Source organism: Serratia sp. HNCC26DJ244 (genome assembly GCF_057180565.1).
Genome location: NZ_JBXUGO010000001.1, coordinates 235,425 through 254,078 on the forward strand (window position 1 = coordinate 235,425; position 18,654 = coordinate 254,078).

The window sequence follows — 18,654 nt, forward strand, 5'->3', positions numbered from 1 at the left end:
AACGTCATAACGGACAGGGTATGTCCCGAAGATAACGGCAGGTGCGCCAACTCAGAAGAAAATCCAGTCCCAAACGGCACGGGCAACGGATACCACGACCTCGCGGACGGTACGAATGACCGCTTTTAGTGATGCGGGAATAAATGATGCCACTTCCGCAGAATCAAACACTTCTCCAACCGCATGACCAAAACCCTCACGCGCCTGCTTTTTTACCGGTTCACTGCATAACCTCCCGTGCAGTTGCGTCGCCAGAGGGCTGGTGGCACGGTCAGGCAGGCAACGCATCATGGTTTCGACCATTGACGGTAGATTCCATTCTGTCCTAGCTGAGACGACAGATACCGGATGATGCGGTGAAAACAGCTGGCGAATGGAGTCCAGCTTGGCCTCAATATTCACTAACTGGTGCGGGGATGGCGCATTGCCGCTGACATGCCATTCATGACATGGTTCGATTTTGTCGGCTTGGTTAACAACAAACATTACCCGCTGCTGGTAACCCGTCATCACTCGCCGGTAGAAACGCTCATCTACAGAGAAGGCGCGATCGTCGGCTTTGATGACCCACAGGATTAAATCCAGCTCAGGGAGGATACGGCGATACAGAGATTCATATTCGCTGTCCCGTTGCTCGCTCTCACCCACGCCGGGCAGATCCACCAGTATCAGGCTATGGTCACCGCTGCTCAGTTGGAATCGCAGCGTGTCACGGGTACAGGCGTTGACATCACTGACGGGCGTGACCTCGCCCTGGAAAAGAGCATTGCACAGGCTGCTCTTGCCCGCTCCGGTTTTACCCATAATGCCAATTACTGGTTCGTACTGCGTGAGGTTGCGAAGGCGTTCGAGGATGTGGTTGCGGAGGCTATAAGGTAGTGACGCCAGCGGTTGTTCAAAGGCCTGGAGGCCGTCATGTTTATTCATTCGGAGATCTCAGCGTGAAAAATAAAAGCCCCGCGATCCAGTGCTGGATGCGGGTGGATTCACGGAGATAATATCTTTCTGAAATTATTTGGATTCAAAGCAGGTAGTTCGATTTACAAAATGTACTTCCAATAGAATTAATACAGAATCACGTTTTGAGCTAGAAATAGCTATTTGATTGGATCTAAATCATTTTTTTGGCAAAAGTGAAAAATGATGCCTCTGGCACATTGTCATAAGAAAGGTGTTGATATTATTGTAATTGTGGAGTACTGAATCAGTAATTATCGCTTCGCTTCATTCTAACAAATTCGTAGATTTCTGCGTGTCCGTAACAAAGCAAACAGTTAATGCCCGTTAACAGTGAGTCGAGAAGGATTACCGGGACATTAAAGTATTTTGGATGAAGCCCTCCACGTGGTCTTCTCAGAGTGACTTATATGATTTTGTAATATAAGGATATTTATGTATTTAGGTAAGCTGAAAGTTTCGCGGTTTCGGTCTTGTGATGATGTGACCGTTAGTCTCCGCCCAGATTTAACTGTATTGGTTGGTGAAAATAATGGTGGAAAATCCAATGTCGTAGACGCAATCAGATTGCTTACTTTGCCGTTGAGTGGACGCCGCGAACGATATCCAGAGGATGAGGATGTACGACGCTATTCGACCGTCCCAAGTTTTCAAATCGAAGGGGCTTTCCAAGGTCTAAGCGATACCCTCAAAGGTCTATTGATATCTGCAGTTCCCGATCCTACCAAGAGCGAGGCTACCTTCGGCTATCGATATGAATCGCGTTCTGAACATGCTCCCCGTGGTAAGACTACCGTGTGGGCTGGACGTTTCGACACTAATGGACCAGAGCTTGGTTCTTCTGAGTTGATTCGACACGTTTATCTCCCTCCTTTGAGGGACGCACATCAGGTGCTTGGTACTAGCAGTGGCGCTCGAGTGATGGCATTGCTGCGTAATTTCTTGCCAAAAGAGCGGGAACAGGATTTCCTCGCTGGTGTCAGGCGTGCGGATAATCGGCCTGAGATCTTAACTACAATCAATACGGATATCAGTACTGCTCTCGGACTACTCACTAATGGAGTACGTCCGCAGATAGCGGCATTGGATTTTGGTAGCGAAACCTTACTCGATGTAGCTCGTGATTTGAGATTTCGTATGGCCGATACAGGTTTGATACCCGAAGATATTCGGTCTTCTGGTCTGGGGTACTCAAATCTACTCTACATGGCCACTGTTGTTGTAGAGCTGACTAAGGCTAAAGAGGCTGACCTCACGATTTTCCTTGTTGAAGAACCTGAAGCGCATTTGCATCCGCAATTACAGGTACTTGTGCTTGAGTTCCTCTTGGATCAAGCGCGCCAATCAGCATCACGTATCGTAGAGCCAGGAAAGCCTGAAGGCCGCATCCAAATTGTTGTGACAACCCATTCCCCCAACCTGACCGCATGGGTTTCTCCACGTCACCTAGTGGTCATGCGTTCGCGGCATCGTGAACAAGATGGAATAGCCATCTCAGAATCAGTGAGTGTGCCCATTGCCGAAATAGGGCTAAAGCCAAAGACATTAGATAAAATTAGCCGATATCTTGACGTGACTCGTTCCGCTTTGCTGTTTGGTAACAGAGCTATATTGGTGGAAGGAATCGCGGAAGCACTATTGTTGCCCGTGCTAGCACAAAAGCTTGTGCTAGCCGATGATTTAGATGGGTGGCTTAGGTTCAAGGGGGCTGTAATTGTGCCTATTGAAGGTGTGGACTTCCGTCCATATGTAGAGGTGCTGCTACGGCCATATGGTGATGCACGCATTGCTGATAGGCTGATAGTGATCACTGATGCGGACCCAACCGTGTTGGGAAATAGGAAAGTTGATCTGGAAAATCTGGCTGCAACGCATGGAGCTCCAGATGCTCTGATCGTGCTGACCAATCAGCACACATTGGAGCACGAAATTTTTGGCGCTGGAAATGAAAGTTTCCTGAAAAGCGTGTTTCTTCGTTTGCATCGTAATTCACGTAGAGACTGGGAAACTCAGATAGAGGGCATTCCAGAACAAGATCGTCCCAATGCATTTCTTAAATTAATTGGGGCGAAAAAAACTCGTAAAGGCGATTTGGCACAAGCGATGGCTTCGCGCATTGAGGCGGGTGAACCATTTATTGTTCCGCCTTATCTCATTGATGCAATTCGTGGAGCTTCACGTATATGACTGGCATCCACAATCTAACCCCAGAGCAAGAGACATTTGCTTCTCACATTGGCGGAGCCTTCGTTAATGCTTGTCCTGGAGCCGGAAAAACGCGCACTATCATTGCTCGGCTAGCGAGGATCGCCGCTAAGTTGCCTTCTCGTCAGGGCATAGCGATACTTTCATTCACAAACTCCGCAGTAGACGAGTTCCGCGAACGATGCCTGGCTGCTGGGCTCGATACGCTTTTGAAGTATCCTAGTTTCATGGGAACACTTGATGCTTTCGTCAGGCATTTCGTTGTACTGCCAAGTTGCGCGGTATCGAGCCAAACTCGGCCAATTATTCTAGATAGTTGGGATACGCTTGGTGTAGAAATTCGTTTATCAGGTCAATTTGCCTTTCGAGGTGAACCGGTAAGCCTGGATTTGTTTGATCCAGAAACCAATATTATTGATCCTGATAGGATCGGACATGCGGGTTTGCAAAATCATGTACGTCAACATCAGATTCGATATCAACAAGCTGCAGCAAATCGGCGACGATCTTTGTTACAAGCTGGCTATATGAGTGCAGGGGACGCACGTGCTCAAACATTGCGGTTGATTAGAGATAATGTAATTGGTGAGTCACTTGCTCGCGCATTGGCGGCACGTTTTCAAGAAGTTATGGTTGATGAAGGGCAAGATTGCAATCCACTCGATCTGCAAATACTGACATGGCTCAGAGCACATGGGGTAAATATTACGTTCGTTTGTGATCCTGACCAAGCAATCTACGAATTTCGTAATGGCAATCCTCAAGGGATACAGATATTTAAGGATACATACCCTATTGCATCGCATAAGGGGTTGACGGGGAATTTTCGTAGTAGTCCCGCAATTTGCCAGTTAGCAGCCACTCTAAGGCGAGATGGTCAGGTTGATCGGTCGCTTGGTGAAAGTGCGAATGTTGACTATCCAATTTTACTTCTAACCTACGGTGGCCGGGGCCCAACGGAAATTATTGGTCAGGCATTCCTTGAACGGATTACGGAACTGGGGCTGGAGTCAACCAATGCGATTATTTTGGCTCATTCAAGCAAAGTTGCGTTGCGGGCATCTGGCGTCACTTCCAGCAATTCAACCGGAAACTCGCGAATTGAGTCGCTGGCTCGTAAAGTGTCAGAGTTCTGGTCACCTGCCGCAACCCCAAGAACGAAGGAGAATGTAGTCCAGTCAGTCGAAATATTGTTGCTGGATTTAATGGGGGGGCGTCAACCAAATGAGCATCTGATTAAAGCCATCGAACGTCTTGGAATGGACCGGCGTGCCCATCGGAGATGCGCCCTAAGTTTTCTCATTAACCTTCCAAAAACGTGCAGAGATTCCGATGAAGAGCGGCTTGCCTGGATAGCCTGTGTTCATGCGGAAATGGAGAAGCTGCATCTGCCACTCCCTGCTGGCGTAAGCGTACGTCGTTTCTTCCGACAGCCTACGAATGCGCAATGGTCAAAGCATCTTCAAGTGCCCGCTGCTCTCGGTTTCGCATGTGGCAACATACATGAAGTGAAAGGTCGTGAGTATGATGCAGTATGCGTGGTAGTCCCGCCGAATCGAGCCCCTGAAAACAGAATTGAAGCACTCTTCGAGTCATGGGAAGCGCGAGTGGATGCTGAGGCAAAGCGCGTACTCTACGTTGGCCTCACCCGTGCTCGTACTTTTGTTGCTCTTGCGATACCAAACGCCTTTGCAGGGCGCTGCGTTGATCTGCTGGCCACAGGCCAAGTGACCTACACAAGAGTGGATTTGTGAACCAGAAACCAACAGTTTTCATATCCTATTGATATAAATTAATTTTAAATGGATTTTTACTATGTGGCATGATAACGAGACAACTGTCGATTATTTGAATTTTGGTGTTGTTGCTGATGCATGTGCAAGCTTGCTGAAGCAGGCTAATGGGGAACCTATTTCTATAGGGGTGTCAGGTGGCTGGGGAGCAGGTAAATCTTCTCTGGTGAAAATGATTGCATCACGCTTGGAGAGCCCTTCATCAGAAGAGTTGCGGGGGGAAGAAAACAATCAAGAAAAGCATTCCTTTGTCGTACTTACTTTTAATCCATGGCTATACCAAGATTTTGAGTCGGCCAGGAGTGCGTTGTTACAAATAGTGGGGGACGAGATTGTTCGGCTTACAGATGAAAATAAAACTATCACAGACAAAGTATCTGAACTGTGGCGAAGGATAAATCTTCTCCGAGTCGCTCAATTAAGTGGCGAAGCAGCATTGACTTTAACTACTGGCATTCCTATCGGTTCTCTTGGAAAAACGGTCTGTAAATTGGCTGGTTGGTTTACGTCGGATGACAAATCGAGCAATGAATCATCAGATACAGATAGTCTCGAGCTAAGTACCAGCGGCCTTCTAAAACCGAGTGAGCCATTCTCGATGCCATCCCATATTCAGGCATTCAGGGATACTTTAGAGAGTATTCTCGAAGAGCTGAAAATTACGTTAGTAATATTTGTGGATGATTTAGACAGATGTTTGCCACAAACAGCAATTTCAACACTTGAATCAATTCGTTTGTTGCTATTTATTCGTCGTAGCGCTTTCGTTATTGCCGCAGATAATGATTTCATAAAAGCTGCGGTGAAGGTTCACTTTGATGGCGCGGGAATTACGGGCGATGTTGCAACAAACTATTTCGATAAATTAATACAGGTTCCACTCCATGTTCCTCGCCTTGGTTTGAATGAGGCGAAAGCGTATCTGGTGCTTTTGCTGCTTGAACGAGAGACCAACGCAGGTCATTTCAGCAAGGAAAGGTTCAATCATGCTCTTAGCGTTATCCCTGAGAAACTGCGTAATAGTTGGAAAGGTGAAACGATCAATCAAGAGTTTTTATATGAACTGGTAGAGCATGTTGATGCACTCAAAAGTTTAATGGATTTAGCCCAGGGTCTTGCGGCTCTTCTTCATAGTTCTTTAGCAGTAAACGCCAATCCCCGGCTAATGAAAAGATTTTTAAATACTGTTTATTTACGTGATGCTCTTTCTGCGCCTCAGGGAATAACGTTAGATATAGCCGCACTGGCAAAATGGCATCTCCTTGAAAGGTGCGACGAAAGCCTTGCTGAGGAACTTGCTAGTCGTGTTCATTCGGATAATGACGGTAGGGTACAAGTTTTGGCGGATGCTGAAGCTGCTGCAGCGGGTCAGAGTAGTTTACCTGAGCCTTTCAAGAATACGCCATTTACTCAGCAATGGCTCCAACTCCTGCCAGCTTTGGGAACCGAGGATCTACGCCCGCTTCTCCACCTCAGTCGTGACTCTGGAACTCGTGACTTCGGTGATGACAATATGACTCCTGATTCTAGAAAATTGAGAGACGCACTGAAAGTTGCAACTAATGGTCATGAATCCCTAGTTGAACTTATGAGGAAAATAGGACCTTCACAGACAGAGTTGGCGATGACTAAGGCCTGGCAGAGTAATAGTGCCTCACGTACCTGGAAGAGTAGCAAAGAAATTGTAATGCTGATTGAGTGCTGCAAGGTTTACACGGAAATTGGAAATAAAGCAGTCAGCTTGTTGGATCAGGCCCCTCTGAAACTTATTGGCCCGGGTTTAATCCCAACTCTGGGTGCTCAGCCATGGGCACAGCAACTTTTAGAACGATGGAAAGATCTTAACGAATTACCAAAAACGACTAGGAATGCAATTGTGAACCTTGGGAGGAGGCGCTAATGGGAACATCAACTTCTAGTGGGGGAGGCCGCGCAGGTTCACCGTTTGATCCTGAATGGTTAAAACCTGAAAGTGACTCTACAACAGGTGGAGGAGATACGCCTGATTCACCATCGGAGGAGAACGGTGGAAATGTAATTCCTGATGGTGCAATAGCACCAGAACGACGGTTTGGACCTGCTCGTTCGCTACTTGGGGGATATCTGCAAAATGGCAGCCACGATAATTTACGTGGTGCGACAAAAAGCATGGTCTCCAAAGGAATGGGGGGGGCGCGACGAGCTGCTGCTACTATGCGAGGTGTTGCTAGTGGTGTCGGTAGTCTTGGTGAGTTCCTGACGTCTGCTAGGGATGGAAACGACCAGCGAGTGATTGATTGGCTTACTCACGTTCGTCAAGAGAATCTTTCGGCAACAGATCTTACTCTTGAAATTTTGAAAGAGGTTATTCCTGGGACAGGAAGCGTTGATGACGAATCGCTCCGTAATGCTGGCGCGGAGGCTATGGCGCAACTCTATGAACTTTATCCGGACGTGGACATATTTAATCTCACGGATGCGCAAATAGCTGAAGTCATGGGGTTGACCATTGCGAATGAGATTTGTAATCGAATAGACCTCCAGCTTGGACAGACTTACGAAAAATTAAAATATGATCCTTTATTAATTCAGGAACGGCGTTCTGATATTCGCGAGTGGGTCGGTGCTGAGGTTAGAGTGGTATTGGAAAAACAAACTACAAAAAATACAGAACCGAAAAGCTTGGCTCAGTCTATTCTCTTGTCTGCCTTAGAGGTATTTTCAGAATGATTAAAGTTATGTGTGCTAAAGCAGAACTTATTCCAGCGCAGGTTCCTTCTGATGAGCGAGTATTCTCCTATTTTAAAGGCGCTAAGCGTGCAGGTGTTGGTACAATTGCGAATCGATGGCATGGTGCATTAAAACGGGGTGGGTTTCGACCTTCAACAGAGATTTGGGATTTTGTACAGTTTTGCCTCGCGGTATGTAGCGCGGATCTATCAAGCCCTAGAAGAACGAGTGCAGATGGCTGGACCCGGAATATTCAGCTTACGGTTGGATTGTGCAACCCAGATAAGTGGCTACCGCTAAAATCCGATCTTGAAGGTATGCTAAAAGTTCTAACTGGTGATTATTGGTTATTAAATTTCAATAATGCAGGCATGGAACCTCCTCAAGGAGATGGCGCTTTTCTCACTAATGATTGCGTATCTTTATTATCCGGAGGGCTGGATAGTCTAATAGGTGGAATTGATTTGGTGGCTAAGGGGCGAAAACCACTATTTGTTTCGCAGCTCGCACATAAAGATTCTGAGCGACAGAGGGCATATGCATCCATGCTGATGGGAAATGGTTCACATTATCAATGGAGTCATGGCATCAGTTTCAAAGGAGCGCGTGAGCCTTCGACACGTGGTCGCTCATTAGCTTTTTATGCATTTGCATTACTTGCCTCAACGAAAATAAACTTACCAAAACCAACAATATTTATTCCCGAAAATGGGGTGATCTCCATAAATCCTCCTTTGGTTCCGGGGCGCGTATCCAGTTTGAGTACTCGTACAACTCATCCTATGTTTATCGATATGTTGCAAAGAGTTCTGGATAATTTGGGCATTCATGTGCAGCTTGAGTTGCCGTACCGTTTCAAAACTAAGGGCGAAATGATGCGGGAATGCCTTGACCAAGACCTTTTGCAAAAATGGGCTGCTGATTCTACGAGTTGTGGCCGTTTTCGAACCTATAATCGTCAGCACTGTGGACGTTGTGTTCCTTGCTTGATCCGTCGGGCTGCATTCCTTGCATGGAAACCTGAGGGGGATACTACGTCTTACCGCTTTGAATCTGTTGTTGGCAGTGACAAGTCTAGTGCGCCAGATGATCCTATGGCTGTAGCACTTGCCATCCTTGATGTAAGGAAGAGAGGGCTTGACAGATTTCTTGGTGGTTCGTTGGTTTTTTCACCGATTAAAGAGCGACCAATGTATCGTAGAGTTTTGCAACAAGGTATAAAAGAGCTAGAAACTGTACTCATTCAGGATAAATTGCTTTGATTGATTTTCACTGTCACGTTGATTTGTATCCCGAGGCTAGAAATGTTTATGCCGGTGCGATTAAGCGTAATGTTTTCACTTGGTTAGTTACTACGAGCCCAAAGGCTTTTCAGGCTACAAGTCATGTTTTAGAAAAGCATGAATCTGTAATGATCAGTCCTGGACTTCATCCTGAAATTGTCGTTGATCGTTTCCAGGAATTGGAAATGCTTCTCGAGTTGATTCAAAACGTAGCTGCTGTAGGTGAGGTTGGGTTGGATGGTTCAAAACGATACTCCACCAGTTACGCGATGCAGCTTCGAGTGTTTTCCGAGGTGGTTAGGAAGTGCCACGATGTTGGGGGACGAGCACTGAGCATCCACTCAAGACAGGCCGTTCCGGATGTACTAGCTACGCTAAAAGCGTTCCCTTCTCACGGAGTTCCTATTTTACATTGGTTCACTGGAACTATTACGGAATTGAGGAATGCTTCAGCACAAGGATGCTGGTTCAGTATTGGTCCGGCAGCTTTCAACTCTGCCGCAGGGAAAGCTCTTGCTACTAAGCTTCCTAAAGACAGGGTTGTGCCAGAGAGCGACGGGCCATTTGCTCAATTTAACAATCGAACTGTGATGCCATGGGATTTCAATATTACAGTTCGATTGCTGGGCGAGGCGTGGTCAATGCCTGAAAATGATGTAAAGCTACAATTGTTAAACAATACGAAAACGTTGCTTGGGCAGATGGGGAACGATCGAATTGCTCTCAACTTTTAAACGAAATGGTATTCAATTGCCACAGGTTTAACAGATATTTCAGTCGGATGGTGTAAGTCTCAATACGCATGCCGTTTGTTGACATAGTGAGTAACCGCAACGTACATAAGCAAAGGAACCTCATAACTTTTAGGGGGAACTGGCAGCGAGAGATATCACCGACGAGGTTTATTGAGAATCATCTTTGTGCGCATTTGACTGTCAAAACTAGGTATGCTGGATTTTTATTCTACAAAAGGAAAGTGTGATGGAGTCTGCACGTGATAAACATACCCGTGAGATTGTAGAAGCAGAGGATCTATGGTTGCTTGATAGCGTTGATACTGAAGGCTATGTGTGCTGGGGGTGTGGTATAACCATGCATCCTGCTGCATGGGAAAAAGATAAAAAAGTCAGAGCCTATTTTAAAAAGAAACGCCATATTCAACATCATCATGATTGTGATGCTGATGCTGAAACCACTGTCATTCGGCAGGGCCAGAAGCAGAGTGTTCGCAACATACTTGACAGTGCCCCTGGTTTAATGCCCTCGGGATTAAAATTGATTGAACAACGTCCAGTGGTTGAGTCAAGTATCGCGGGTGGTGAAAACAACTCCAGTTCAACGCGTTCAGTATCTTCATCATCTGGCGAAGGCAGTTCACCCGAACGACAATCCCGCCGTCAAGTGAATGCTATCCGCAATATTTGTCGTGCCTTCATCCGCTTCCCATATGATCGAGAAATGTCGCTTAACGTTCCCGGTATCAGTGGTCAAATCTACATGACGGCGTTTAAAAGGCTCAGAAAAGAAGTTCAACCCTACCCGGAGCCGAAGATCTTTTATGCCCCCCTACTCTGGAATAAATTTTCAGAAAATGAAGAAAAACTTATTATTCCACTGTCTGGTGAATGGGGGGAAGATGAGTCAGGTAAACCTAAACCTACCCGAAGCTACCAGATCCACATCGATTGGGCTAGCTGGTCAAAAGCCAAGCGTACCGTGGTTCGTAAAGAGCTGGAGGCTGCCCGTACAGAGGCAATAGAAGCCAAAGGCAAGGGGCTGAAAGATAAAGCTTGGGTATTCTTTATCGGCGAGCAAGATACTGAAAATCCGGAGATCTTCTACGTTAGCGACTATCGGCTCATCTGCGCGATTGTAGGACATATCACTTATCCCTGACGTGAAAAAGGCCTTCCCGATTGGAAAGGCCTGTTCACATGATTATTATTTGTGACTACCGCCGAAATTGCGTTCACCTTCTTCGTAAATTTTGCTGTCAAGTTTGGTCAGATAGTCCAGACGATGGATCAGATCCCCGTACTCATAGATATAATCTGCTGAGTTTCGGTCCAAGATATACCGGCAGTTATCAGGGAAGTGAACCAGTCCTAGGTAGTCTTCCAGTTCCAGTCCTAATGCACTGTACCAGGCTCTGGTGATCATCATTCGTAAGCTGTTGTCGATATTATAATCTCCCAGCTTGTTGTAAGCCTGTTCGTTGAATATAAAGCAAACGTGGAAGTGACATTTCCCTGACTGGCTGAATTCTTTCGCCCATACGTCACGCAGAGTATTGGGATGAACTCTGACACCGTTACGTCTCCTACGAAGCTCACTATTTTTAAGTATCTCTTTTAGTGAGTTGATGGAGCGAGATATTGCTCCAGGTTCACGGTTAATGAAGCAGCCGACTGTATCTCCGTTATCAAGTATCGGAGGATAATGGAAATCAACACGCACAGCCATAACGCTGGTATATTGCTCGGTGGCATAGCTGAGTACCTCAAGTATGGTATCCAGATTGTCTGCATTGTGTAATCCATGCGATCCAATATATGTTTTCATAATATATACCTATGTGGTTGGCCCTACGGTCTGTCAGGGACCGTATTAGTTATTGCCGCACAGACAGGGCTATACTTGCTCAGAGTTAGGGGTATATACTGGTATCAGATCTTAGTACTGGAATACTATTATGATCTGACTGTTAACATATCTCTTAGCTAACTATTAACAGGTAGTAAGAGGATATAGCTATTATAATACCTTTTCCTACACCTAAATTTGAGATGAAGCCAGCCCCAGCCTGTGATGACTGTTTAAAAGTCACTCTGCAATTAGCTTGCTGAATTAACCGATAATTTCTTTATTCCAATTACGCTTAACAGTCGATATACTGATCCTCAATTTTTCAGCTGTTTGTGATTGTGTCAGTCCCATGGTCTTACATGTCCGAATATCATTGTAGTATTCACTTCCTTCTTTCCTCCCTAATGGTTTAGTAACATTCCTGGTCTTCAACGCCGATAAACTTACCTTCCTGCATTCATTTTGTATCTGCGGAAGTAATAAAGTAAAAACATACCCATCAGCAGTCGGGGTTAGCTTCCTTTGAGGGAAGTAACAATGAATGCGTATAGCCTTTTTAGCGCATCGTATTATGTTCTCCTGGATCTCCTCTGCGTTGATCCCCAAACTATTGAGTTCTAACACAACCAGATCGTCGCCTCTGCCCATCCCTCGGTTGATAAGGATTTCCAAAGAATTCAATTTGTTGGGTGTCGGCTGACTGTCAATCAGTGTCCGTTCCGAACTTATCGATAAAGCTTTGCGAACGTCTTCAATCTCCGACTTAAGATTCTGATCCTCAACCTCACCCACATTCCGGTATAAATGGTAAAAAAATCTAGACATTCTGCTTAACTCCGGTATCAGTTATTAATTAAAGCTACCTCTAGGTGCCTTAAAGCATCATGGTTTAGTTTCATGTTTGTTGTGTGATAATGTAAAAACCTGTTTAACAGATTTATTTGTTATGAGAAAAAGTCAGCGTCGTGTTTTATTGTATTAATTAATTTCATTTCTGATTGCGTCATCAAAAGGATTGATTATGATGATCTCACCCTCAGACTGAGCTAAAGATGAAACGTCACATCTACGAATGACAGGGATCATCACTGCCTTATCATTAATGTAATAAATAGGTATCCAGCAAATATGAGGAAACGAAAAATCTATGCAATTCTTTTCTAAAACACTATCTATTCTGTAAGCTATTAATTCAATGATAGGAATTAATACAGCCCTTTTTATATCAAAAAAAATGCCCTCATGAATTGTTTTTCTAAGTGATAGGATAGTGCTAATACCCGATCCAAATCTTTTTGCGTAACTGACTTTTCTTTCTATATAAATATAAATGGTGTTTTTTATTTCACTTTCATCCATTAACTTGTTAAGTTTCCCCATAATTTCACCTCTCTCAAGATGGCCCATTCTCTGTCCAATAATATTATTTTTAAAGTTCATTGCATCCAGAATATCATTAGACATCTGAATATGATTTTTCCATATATCTAGATAAAATTCTGAATCTGTTTTTTTTATGGCTCCACTAAGAAATGGTACTTGTTTTTTCAAAAGTGATGGTGCAGCTTCACGTAGTGTTTGACGAATAACGAAGGATACAGAACGTTTTTTGATTCGACTAACCTCTTTGTAAACGCTCATCGTAGAAATGTCATTTGTAGAAAATGTAACTTTCATTGGCATAATGATTTCCTTTATTTAATATCAAATCTACTATTCCACTGCTAACAGTGGAATAGCATGCAAATTAAAAACAAAAGGACAAGGTTATCTTAATTATCAATGGTTACCTCAGCCGAGAAACTTAATATAAAGTTTTCTACATCCTTATATAACCAATAATGGCGACCATTGATTTGTTTTGGCCGAGGCAACCCTTCAGGTAATCTATCTTGGCAAAGCCATTTGCGAATGGTTTGGGATTTATAGCTAATGATTTTAGCTAACTCAGTTGTTGAAATGAGTTGTGGCTGGGTGGTATCTGAGAGTTCGAATGCGTTCATTTTGCCACCTCATTGTTTAAGATGTGGGCAAAGAAAGCATTGGGTTGTATTAATTTTTGGAGGAGTTTTTTGAAAGAAGCTACTTTGAGCGAGGAGGAAACAGTTTCAGGATCGGGGTCACTACCATCACTTGATCCTGAAGGCGAAGTGCTTTTTACCGATTTTGTTGTACTTTGATGTGATCTTGATGTCTGGTTTTTGAACGGCACAATACGGGCAACAACATTATGCAGCGTAATGTTGCGCATTCTTTTCCTGAGCAATGAACATTTTTCTTTGGCACGCGCCACAGATTTATGAAAACCAAACCTAACGTCTTTCAGATGCTGGATAACTTGTTCCCAAGATTCTGAGATGTTGACAGTCTGATGTGACACTGTTGAATTGACCCCCCATCGAGCTCTGATAGCCTCCTGGCTGATTTCTGTGGACTCAATACTTGAATCTATCATCATGTTTATTTCCTGTTTTAAAAGTGGTCATGAAGGACACAGTTGGAATTCTCACCTGAAAATCCATTTCTGTCAATTCCTTCAAAAAAATCTAACCATTTGATTTTTAATTAAATCAACGCAGATCGACACTTATTTTTTCGCGAATTGTTGCTTGTTTTAAGATCCATGCCTCAATCTTTTCATGCCATTTTCGCAAAAGATCTAAAGGGCGTCGACGGTAATGCTTTTCCGCAAGCGCACTCGGTTTGTGCCCCATGATTTGAGCTACAACGCCTGTTGGTACTTCCACCCATTCTGACAGTGTTCCAAAGCTCCGACGTAAGCCGTGCAAACTGATATGGGGTAAGTTTGCCTGCTCTAATGCCTGGTTATGTGCCTTTCGAGGCTCGACAATTTTCCCACTCTTACTATTACTGGTGAAGACCCAGCGATCTTCACTAACATCACTTTTTGATGTTCTAGCCAGTTCAGCCAGAATAGTTGAGACATAAGGTGTCAATGGGATAATACGTTCGCCCTCAACCTTATCCTTGATCCGCATGCTGGACCATTTGAAATCAATGTCGGTCCAACGTAGAGATGCTATTTCCTCTCGCCGTGCCCCCGTGAGCAAAAGAACCTGGAGATAGGTTGAAATCACAGGATTGCTTAACCGTCTTACTTCAGTGAACCAGCTCTTCAACTGCTCTTTCTGAAGGCAGTCATCTGCTTTACTGGCAGATACTGGTACCATTTTTCTGACATTACGGTCTTGGGTGAGATCAACAGGAATAATCCTCTGAAACTGCTTGTGGTCCTCGACCCACTTCAAAAATGTTCGAAGGATGCGGTATGAGTTGGCTGTGACCGTCGGGCGGGTTTGTCTCTCCTTTGTCAGCCACTCAGTAATGAGCACTGGGGTGATTTCTGATAAAGGTAAATCAAGGAAACATGCTAATGGTGCGGCGATAGTTAAACCATCACCGACTTTTCTTGCCTTTCCCCCACGATCAGAAAGCCTGATATGGTCCGCAAGGTAGCGTGGTGAGTAAGGGCGTTTAGTTTTGGCGCTGATGCCCGTTTTCAGTTCTTTGAGATATTCTTCCCAGGCAGTAGAGAACATAACTTTCCCTCTGCGTGATTCAGCCTGTTGTGATTCTACGGCAGCAATTTTCTCTGCCCTAGCAATGCGGGGATCGATCCCTGTATCAATAAGCATCTGAAGTCTTCGTGCTTCAGTACGTGCATCATCGATTTTCCAGTCGCTAATCTTGCCAATCGTCATGCGCAGAGTTTTCCCTAGAAATACACTCTGGAAGATAAATGCTTTTGTCCCTTTAGTTGCACGGCAGGCCAGCATTGTTACGTCTGAATCCCAAAGAAACTCTTGCGATTTTCCTTCAGTTAGTTCAAATCTACGTAATCGTTCGAAGGTGAATTTTTGTCTCGAAGATGCCATTTGTAGCTCCTTATTGAATACTTACACCAGATGCTAATGTAACGGCTGGTGTAAGTAAATTGAGGCTATAAAGATCAACGCTCATCAATTTTCGTCAATGAGGTTTTTTATTTATCATATTGTTTTAATTGGATAATAATAAATATTATGCGATTATTTAGAGGCTTGGAAGTGTATTACCTACGCACTTCTAAGCCGTAGGTCACAGGTTCGAATCCTGTAGGGCGTACCATTTTGAAGTAAACAGATGTCAACAGACGTCTTTTTTTATGCCTAAAATTCAGTGAATTAGCTGATTCCTGCATGTCTAAATTCTACCTGATTCTACCCGGTTCAACCCACATCAAGTGCTATTTGTTGGTATACAGTAAGTTAAATCAAGGGATTCAAATGGTTCCTCTGCGAGCTAAATGGTGACTATGGATAACATTAATAATGCTAAACGCGTTTTAGATGAAAACACCAAAGTGCTGTACGGCATCTTTGGTGTCATTGATGATTGTGGCTATTTTCCACCGTTACCTTTCTTAAATGAATTCCTCATCGCTGGTAGTGATCCATGTGACCAAGATGGCAGGATGGATCGTTGGCATCCTTTTACACTCACGAGTTCTGAATATGAACAGGTGAAGGCATGGTGGTTTGCATCTCGTCCCGGCACTGTTGAATCTCCGCTTAACAGCGAGTGCTGGAGGGATTGGGTTCAAGAGATCCTGGAGCTATAAATCTCCTTGGTATCAATGTGAACTAGAGCCAGTTTTAGTTCAGTTAACAGATATTTTCACTGGTACAACAGTTACCCTGTTGTGCGGCTAAATGTAACGCAGGTCTATGTGTAATTGCAGAAAACTTCCAACTTGTGTGGCTGAAATCGAATACCGGGAGCGGGGCTTTCAGTTTTCGGGGGCTTCGATTAATAATCACTATTTCGAAACACCGGAGAGTGAGCATTTCGAACCACAGCTTGATCACTCGCAATCCATCTATCGCTGCATGGAATGTGGCCAGAAATGGTACATTGAGTGTTCTCCAGAGCAGACACCGCATCCAGAATTTGCTTTAAAGGTTAACGAGTTAGTACGGTTACCTTCAGTGAACGAGCTACATTATCAAAGAAATCATGAGGCCAAGGGGTTAACTTGTGGAAATATCTGAAAAAAAAATAACAAAGCGAAAGTTAGCCGAAGCTAAGATATCAAATATAAGCTACTACAACTGTATATTCGAACGTATACAGCTTGATAATGTAAACCTTCGCGACTGTGAGTTTGAAAAGTGCCGGTTCATAAATTGTTCGCTGAAGACCATAAAGCTTGATTTTTTTAGACTGATTGATTGCGAGTTCGAAAGTTGTTTATTGCAGGGAATTAATGCATCTGACATTATTTTTCCTTGTACATTCTCTCTTGACAGTTGTGAACTGAGGTTCATTGACTTTATCGGGTTGAGATTGCAGAAATCAAAATTTTTGTCTACCAATTTCAGAGATTGTTTATTCGAGGGAGTTGATCTTCGTAAATCAGATTTCTCTGGATCGGGGTTTTATAATACAGAATTCAGGCATTCTGATTTATCACGCTGTGATTTCTCCATGACTGAAGGTCTTGACATCAATCATGAAATAAACAAAATATCATCTATAAAAATCCCTCAGGATGCTGGTTCAAAAATTCTTAAAAGGATAGGAGTCATCATCTCATGATACTGTTAGAAATAAGTTTTCTACCCACTGTTATGGGAATTTTTTGAAATTTTGGTGAATAAATAAGGCTCCACAATGAAAACGTCTTTACTCGTCTGCACGCTCTTGTTGCTCAGCCTGACAACACAGGCACAAACGACTAATTTGCCAGAACCGATCAAGCAAATTGAGAAGCAAGGCATTGAGATTATTAAACCCTTTACCGCACCAGGTGGAGTGGAAGGCTGGCTTGGCAAGCATCAGGATACGGGGGTGACCTTGTATCTTACGCCAGATAAAAAGCATGTTATTGCCGGTTATCTTTATGATGATAAAGGTAATAATCTCAGTGAGAAAATTATCAATCAAGAAATTTATATCCCCGCTGGTCGTGAAATGTGGCAACGATTAGTGAATATGCCAGGTATTAAAGAAGGTAATGAAGGGGCTCTCTGCCATGCAGTGGTCTTTTCCGACGTTTTTTGTCCCTACTGCAAAAAATTCTGGCAACAGATACAGCCTCATCTGAAAGAGAATAAGATTAAAACCACCACGCTGCTGGTGGGCGTTATTCGCCCAGAGAGTGGTCAATATGCGGCTGCGGTGCTTGCGTCAGATAATCCACAAAAAACCTGGAGCGATTTAGAGAGTTCGAACGGCAAAATAATGCCGACACTGAAAAGTACGCCTCCGGAGGTCTTCAAACAAATTCAGGCTAATCAGCAAATTATGGAGCAGTTAGGGGCTAGTGGAACGCCAGCAATCTATTATCTGAATAAAGATAATGTGCTACAGCAAATCCTCGGCTTGCCTGATGCAGAGCAGATGGCAAATTTAGTAGCCTGCCAATAGTTAGTGTTTTTTACATCGGGCAACCGCCTTCAGGTGGCTGCCCGCCTAAAAAACTAGAGCGCTAACAATCTCTCTAATGCTGTTGTCGGTTGCTCTTGTTTGCTGAACCCTGCACGATACCAACTGGTACCGGTCTCGCTGGTTACTTCTTCCAGTGACCATGTTTGGCGTGCCACAGCGACCAATATTTTTCCTGTCTCAATGCACTTGAGAACTAGCCACACCGCAACAAATAGGCCGATGGGTAAGATCCACGGATTAGTGGTGCGGAAAAGTTGCGCAATCAGCATCAACAATGTAGCCCCCTGAATCAGCCCTTTAAGCATAAAAGCCCGAAAGAAAAATGCTTGCAGGTGTGTTTGAATAGCAAAACAGGGGTTAGTCAAGACACTGCGGTTTTCTTGTACCGGGATGCCCTGCACATAGACCGTCCATTGAGACAGTTCTTTGGGGATCACGACCAAACTTTTTTCTTTCAATTGGTGTAATCGAACGGAAATACCAACAGGTATGACCAATCCTACCAATAAAAAATAAAATATCGGGGCATTGATACCAAAAAAGGCCAAGCCAATGGCCACGACCACCAGCAACACAATTTTTCCTGAGTAGAACCACAGTGGTGCTATTTGATAATTCATTGATTCTCCTTACTAACAACCGTCAATAGTTAGCATCTAATTCGAGTGACT

General features: G+C 44.2%; 18 protein-coding genes. 10 read left to right on the forward strand and 8 right to left on the reverse strand.

All coding sequences use genetic code 11. The features are described 5' to 3' along the window. Positions 1-51: 51 nt before the first annotated feature. Positions 52-927 (reverse strand): GTPase family protein, encoded by an 876-nt coding sequence (locus AC2A06_RS01010; protein ID WP_368436831.1) that lies wholly within the window; start codon positions 925-927, stop codon positions 52-54. 465 nt (positions 928-1,392) lie between these two features. Here AC2A06_RS01010 and AC2A06_RS01015 point away from each other — a divergent pair, with 465 nt between their 5' ends. From AC2A06_RS01015 to AC2A06_RS01045, 7 genes are all read left to right on the forward strand, one after another. After that, positions 1,393-3,144, forward strand: a complete 1,752-nt coding sequence (locus AC2A06_RS01015; protein ID WP_368436829.1) for an ATP-dependent nuclease — start codon at positions 1,393-1,395, stop codon at positions 3,142-3,144. Further along, complete coding sequence (locus AC2A06_RS01020) at positions 3,141-4,916, forward strand: UvrD-helicase domain-containing protein (protein WP_368436827.1); 1,776 nt, start codon at positions 3,141-3,143, stop codon at positions 4,914-4,916. Before AC2A06_RS01015 ends, AC2A06_RS01020 begins: the two co-directional genes overlap by 4 nt. Before the next feature lie 61 nt (positions 4,917-4,977). Continuing rightward, complete coding sequence (locus AC2A06_RS01025; RefSeq protein ID WP_368436825.1) at positions 4,978-6,855, forward strand: KAP family P-loop NTPase fold protein; 1,878 nt, start codon at positions 4,978-4,980, stop codon at positions 6,853-6,855. Further along, the gene (locus AC2A06_RS01030) at positions 6,855-7,664 is read left to right on the forward strand and encodes a hypothetical protein (protein ID WP_484379069.1); all 810 of its coding nucleotides are present in this window, start codon (positions 6,855-6,857) and stop codon (positions 7,662-7,664) included. The genes AC2A06_RS01025 and AC2A06_RS01030 overlap by 1 nt, the downstream gene beginning before the upstream one ends. Continuing rightward, positions 7,661-8,926, forward strand: coding sequence for a Qat anti-phage system QueC-like protein QatC (gene qatC / locus AC2A06_RS01035; RefSeq protein ID WP_484379070.1), 1,266 nt, complete (start codon positions 7,661-7,663; stop codon positions 8,924-8,926). The genes AC2A06_RS01030 and qatC overlap by 4 nt, the downstream gene beginning before the upstream one ends. Beyond that, a complete protein-coding gene (gene qatD, locus AC2A06_RS01040; RefSeq protein WP_484379071.1) occupies positions 8,923-9,681 on the forward strand; it encodes a Qat anti-phage system TatD family nuclease QatD in 759 nt (252 codons plus the stop codon). Before qatC ends, qatD begins: the two co-directional genes overlap by 4 nt. A gap of 247 nt (positions 9,682-9,928) precedes the next feature. After that, entirely contained in the window at positions 9,929-10,843 is a 915-nt protein-coding gene (locus AC2A06_RS01045) for a hypothetical protein (RefSeq protein ID WP_368436819.1), read from the forward strand. A 45-nt stretch (positions 10,844-10,888) separates the two neighbouring features. Here AC2A06_RS01045 and AC2A06_RS01050 read toward each other — a convergent pair whose 3' ends face one another. From AC2A06_RS01050 to AC2A06_RS01075, 6 genes are all read right to left on the reverse strand, one after another. Then, positions 10,889-11,509 (reverse strand): inovirus Gp2 family protein, encoded by a 621-nt coding sequence (locus AC2A06_RS01050; protein ID WP_368436817.1) that lies wholly within the window; start codon positions 11,507-11,509, stop codon positions 10,889-10,891. Positions 11,510-11,794: 285 nt separating this feature from the next. After that, the gene (locus tag AC2A06_RS01055; protein ID WP_484379072.1) at positions 11,795-12,358 is read right to left on the reverse strand and encodes a hypothetical protein; all 564 of its coding nucleotides are present in this window, start codon (positions 12,356-12,358) and stop codon (positions 11,795-11,797) included. Positions 12,359-12,511: 153 nt separating this feature from the next. After that, entirely contained in the window at positions 12,512-13,216 is a 705-nt protein-coding gene (locus tag AC2A06_RS01060; protein ID WP_227736092.1) for a hypothetical protein, read from the reverse strand. Positions 13,217-13,305: 89 nt separating this feature from the next. Beyond that, positions 13,306-13,536, reverse strand: coding sequence for a helix-turn-helix transcriptional regulator (locus tag AC2A06_RS01065; protein WP_223665203.1), 231 nt, complete (start codon positions 13,534-13,536; stop codon positions 13,306-13,308). Next, on the reverse strand, positions 13,533-13,991 hold the full coding sequence (locus tag AC2A06_RS01070; RefSeq protein ID WP_223665204.1) for a hypothetical protein: 459 nt from the start codon (positions 13,989-13,991) through the stop codon (positions 13,533-13,535). The genes AC2A06_RS01065 and AC2A06_RS01070 overlap by 4 nt, the downstream gene beginning before the upstream one ends. A gap of 112 nt (positions 13,992-14,103) precedes the next feature. Then, a complete protein-coding gene (locus tag AC2A06_RS01075; RefSeq protein WP_227736088.1) occupies positions 14,104-15,429 on the reverse strand; it encodes a tyrosine-type recombinase/integrase in 1,326 nt (441 codons plus the stop codon). Positions 15,430-15,848: 419 nt separating this feature from the next. Between AC2A06_RS01075 and AC2A06_RS01080 the strand changes: the two genes are divergently transcribed. The 3 genes from AC2A06_RS01080 (at position 15,849) to dsbG (ending at position 17,962) form a co-directional block, all read left to right on the forward strand. Then, positions 15,849-16,154, forward strand: coding sequence for a hypothetical protein (locus AC2A06_RS01080; RefSeq protein WP_484379073.1), 306 nt, complete (start codon positions 15,849-15,851; stop codon positions 16,152-16,154). Positions 16,155-16,570: 416 nt separating this feature from the next. After that, positions 16,571-17,131 (forward strand): pentapeptide repeat-containing protein, encoded by a 561-nt coding sequence (locus AC2A06_RS01085; protein WP_484379074.1) that lies wholly within the window; start codon positions 16,571-16,573, stop codon positions 17,129-17,131. A 75-nt stretch (positions 17,132-17,206) separates the two neighbouring features. Further along, positions 17,207-17,962, forward strand: a complete 756-nt coding sequence (gene dsbG, locus AC2A06_RS01090; protein ID WP_484379075.1) for a thiol:disulfide interchange protein DsbG — start codon at positions 17,207-17,209, stop codon at positions 17,960-17,962. A 53-nt stretch (positions 17,963-18,015) separates the two neighbouring features. Here dsbG and AC2A06_RS01095 read toward each other — a convergent pair whose 3' ends face one another. Next, positions 18,016-18,603: a hypothetical protein gene (locus AC2A06_RS01095; protein ID WP_484379076.1), complete on the reverse strand. Its 588-nt coding sequence runs from the start codon at positions 18,601-18,603 to the stop codon at positions 18,016-18,018. Positions 18,604-18,654 lie beyond the last annotated feature (51 nt).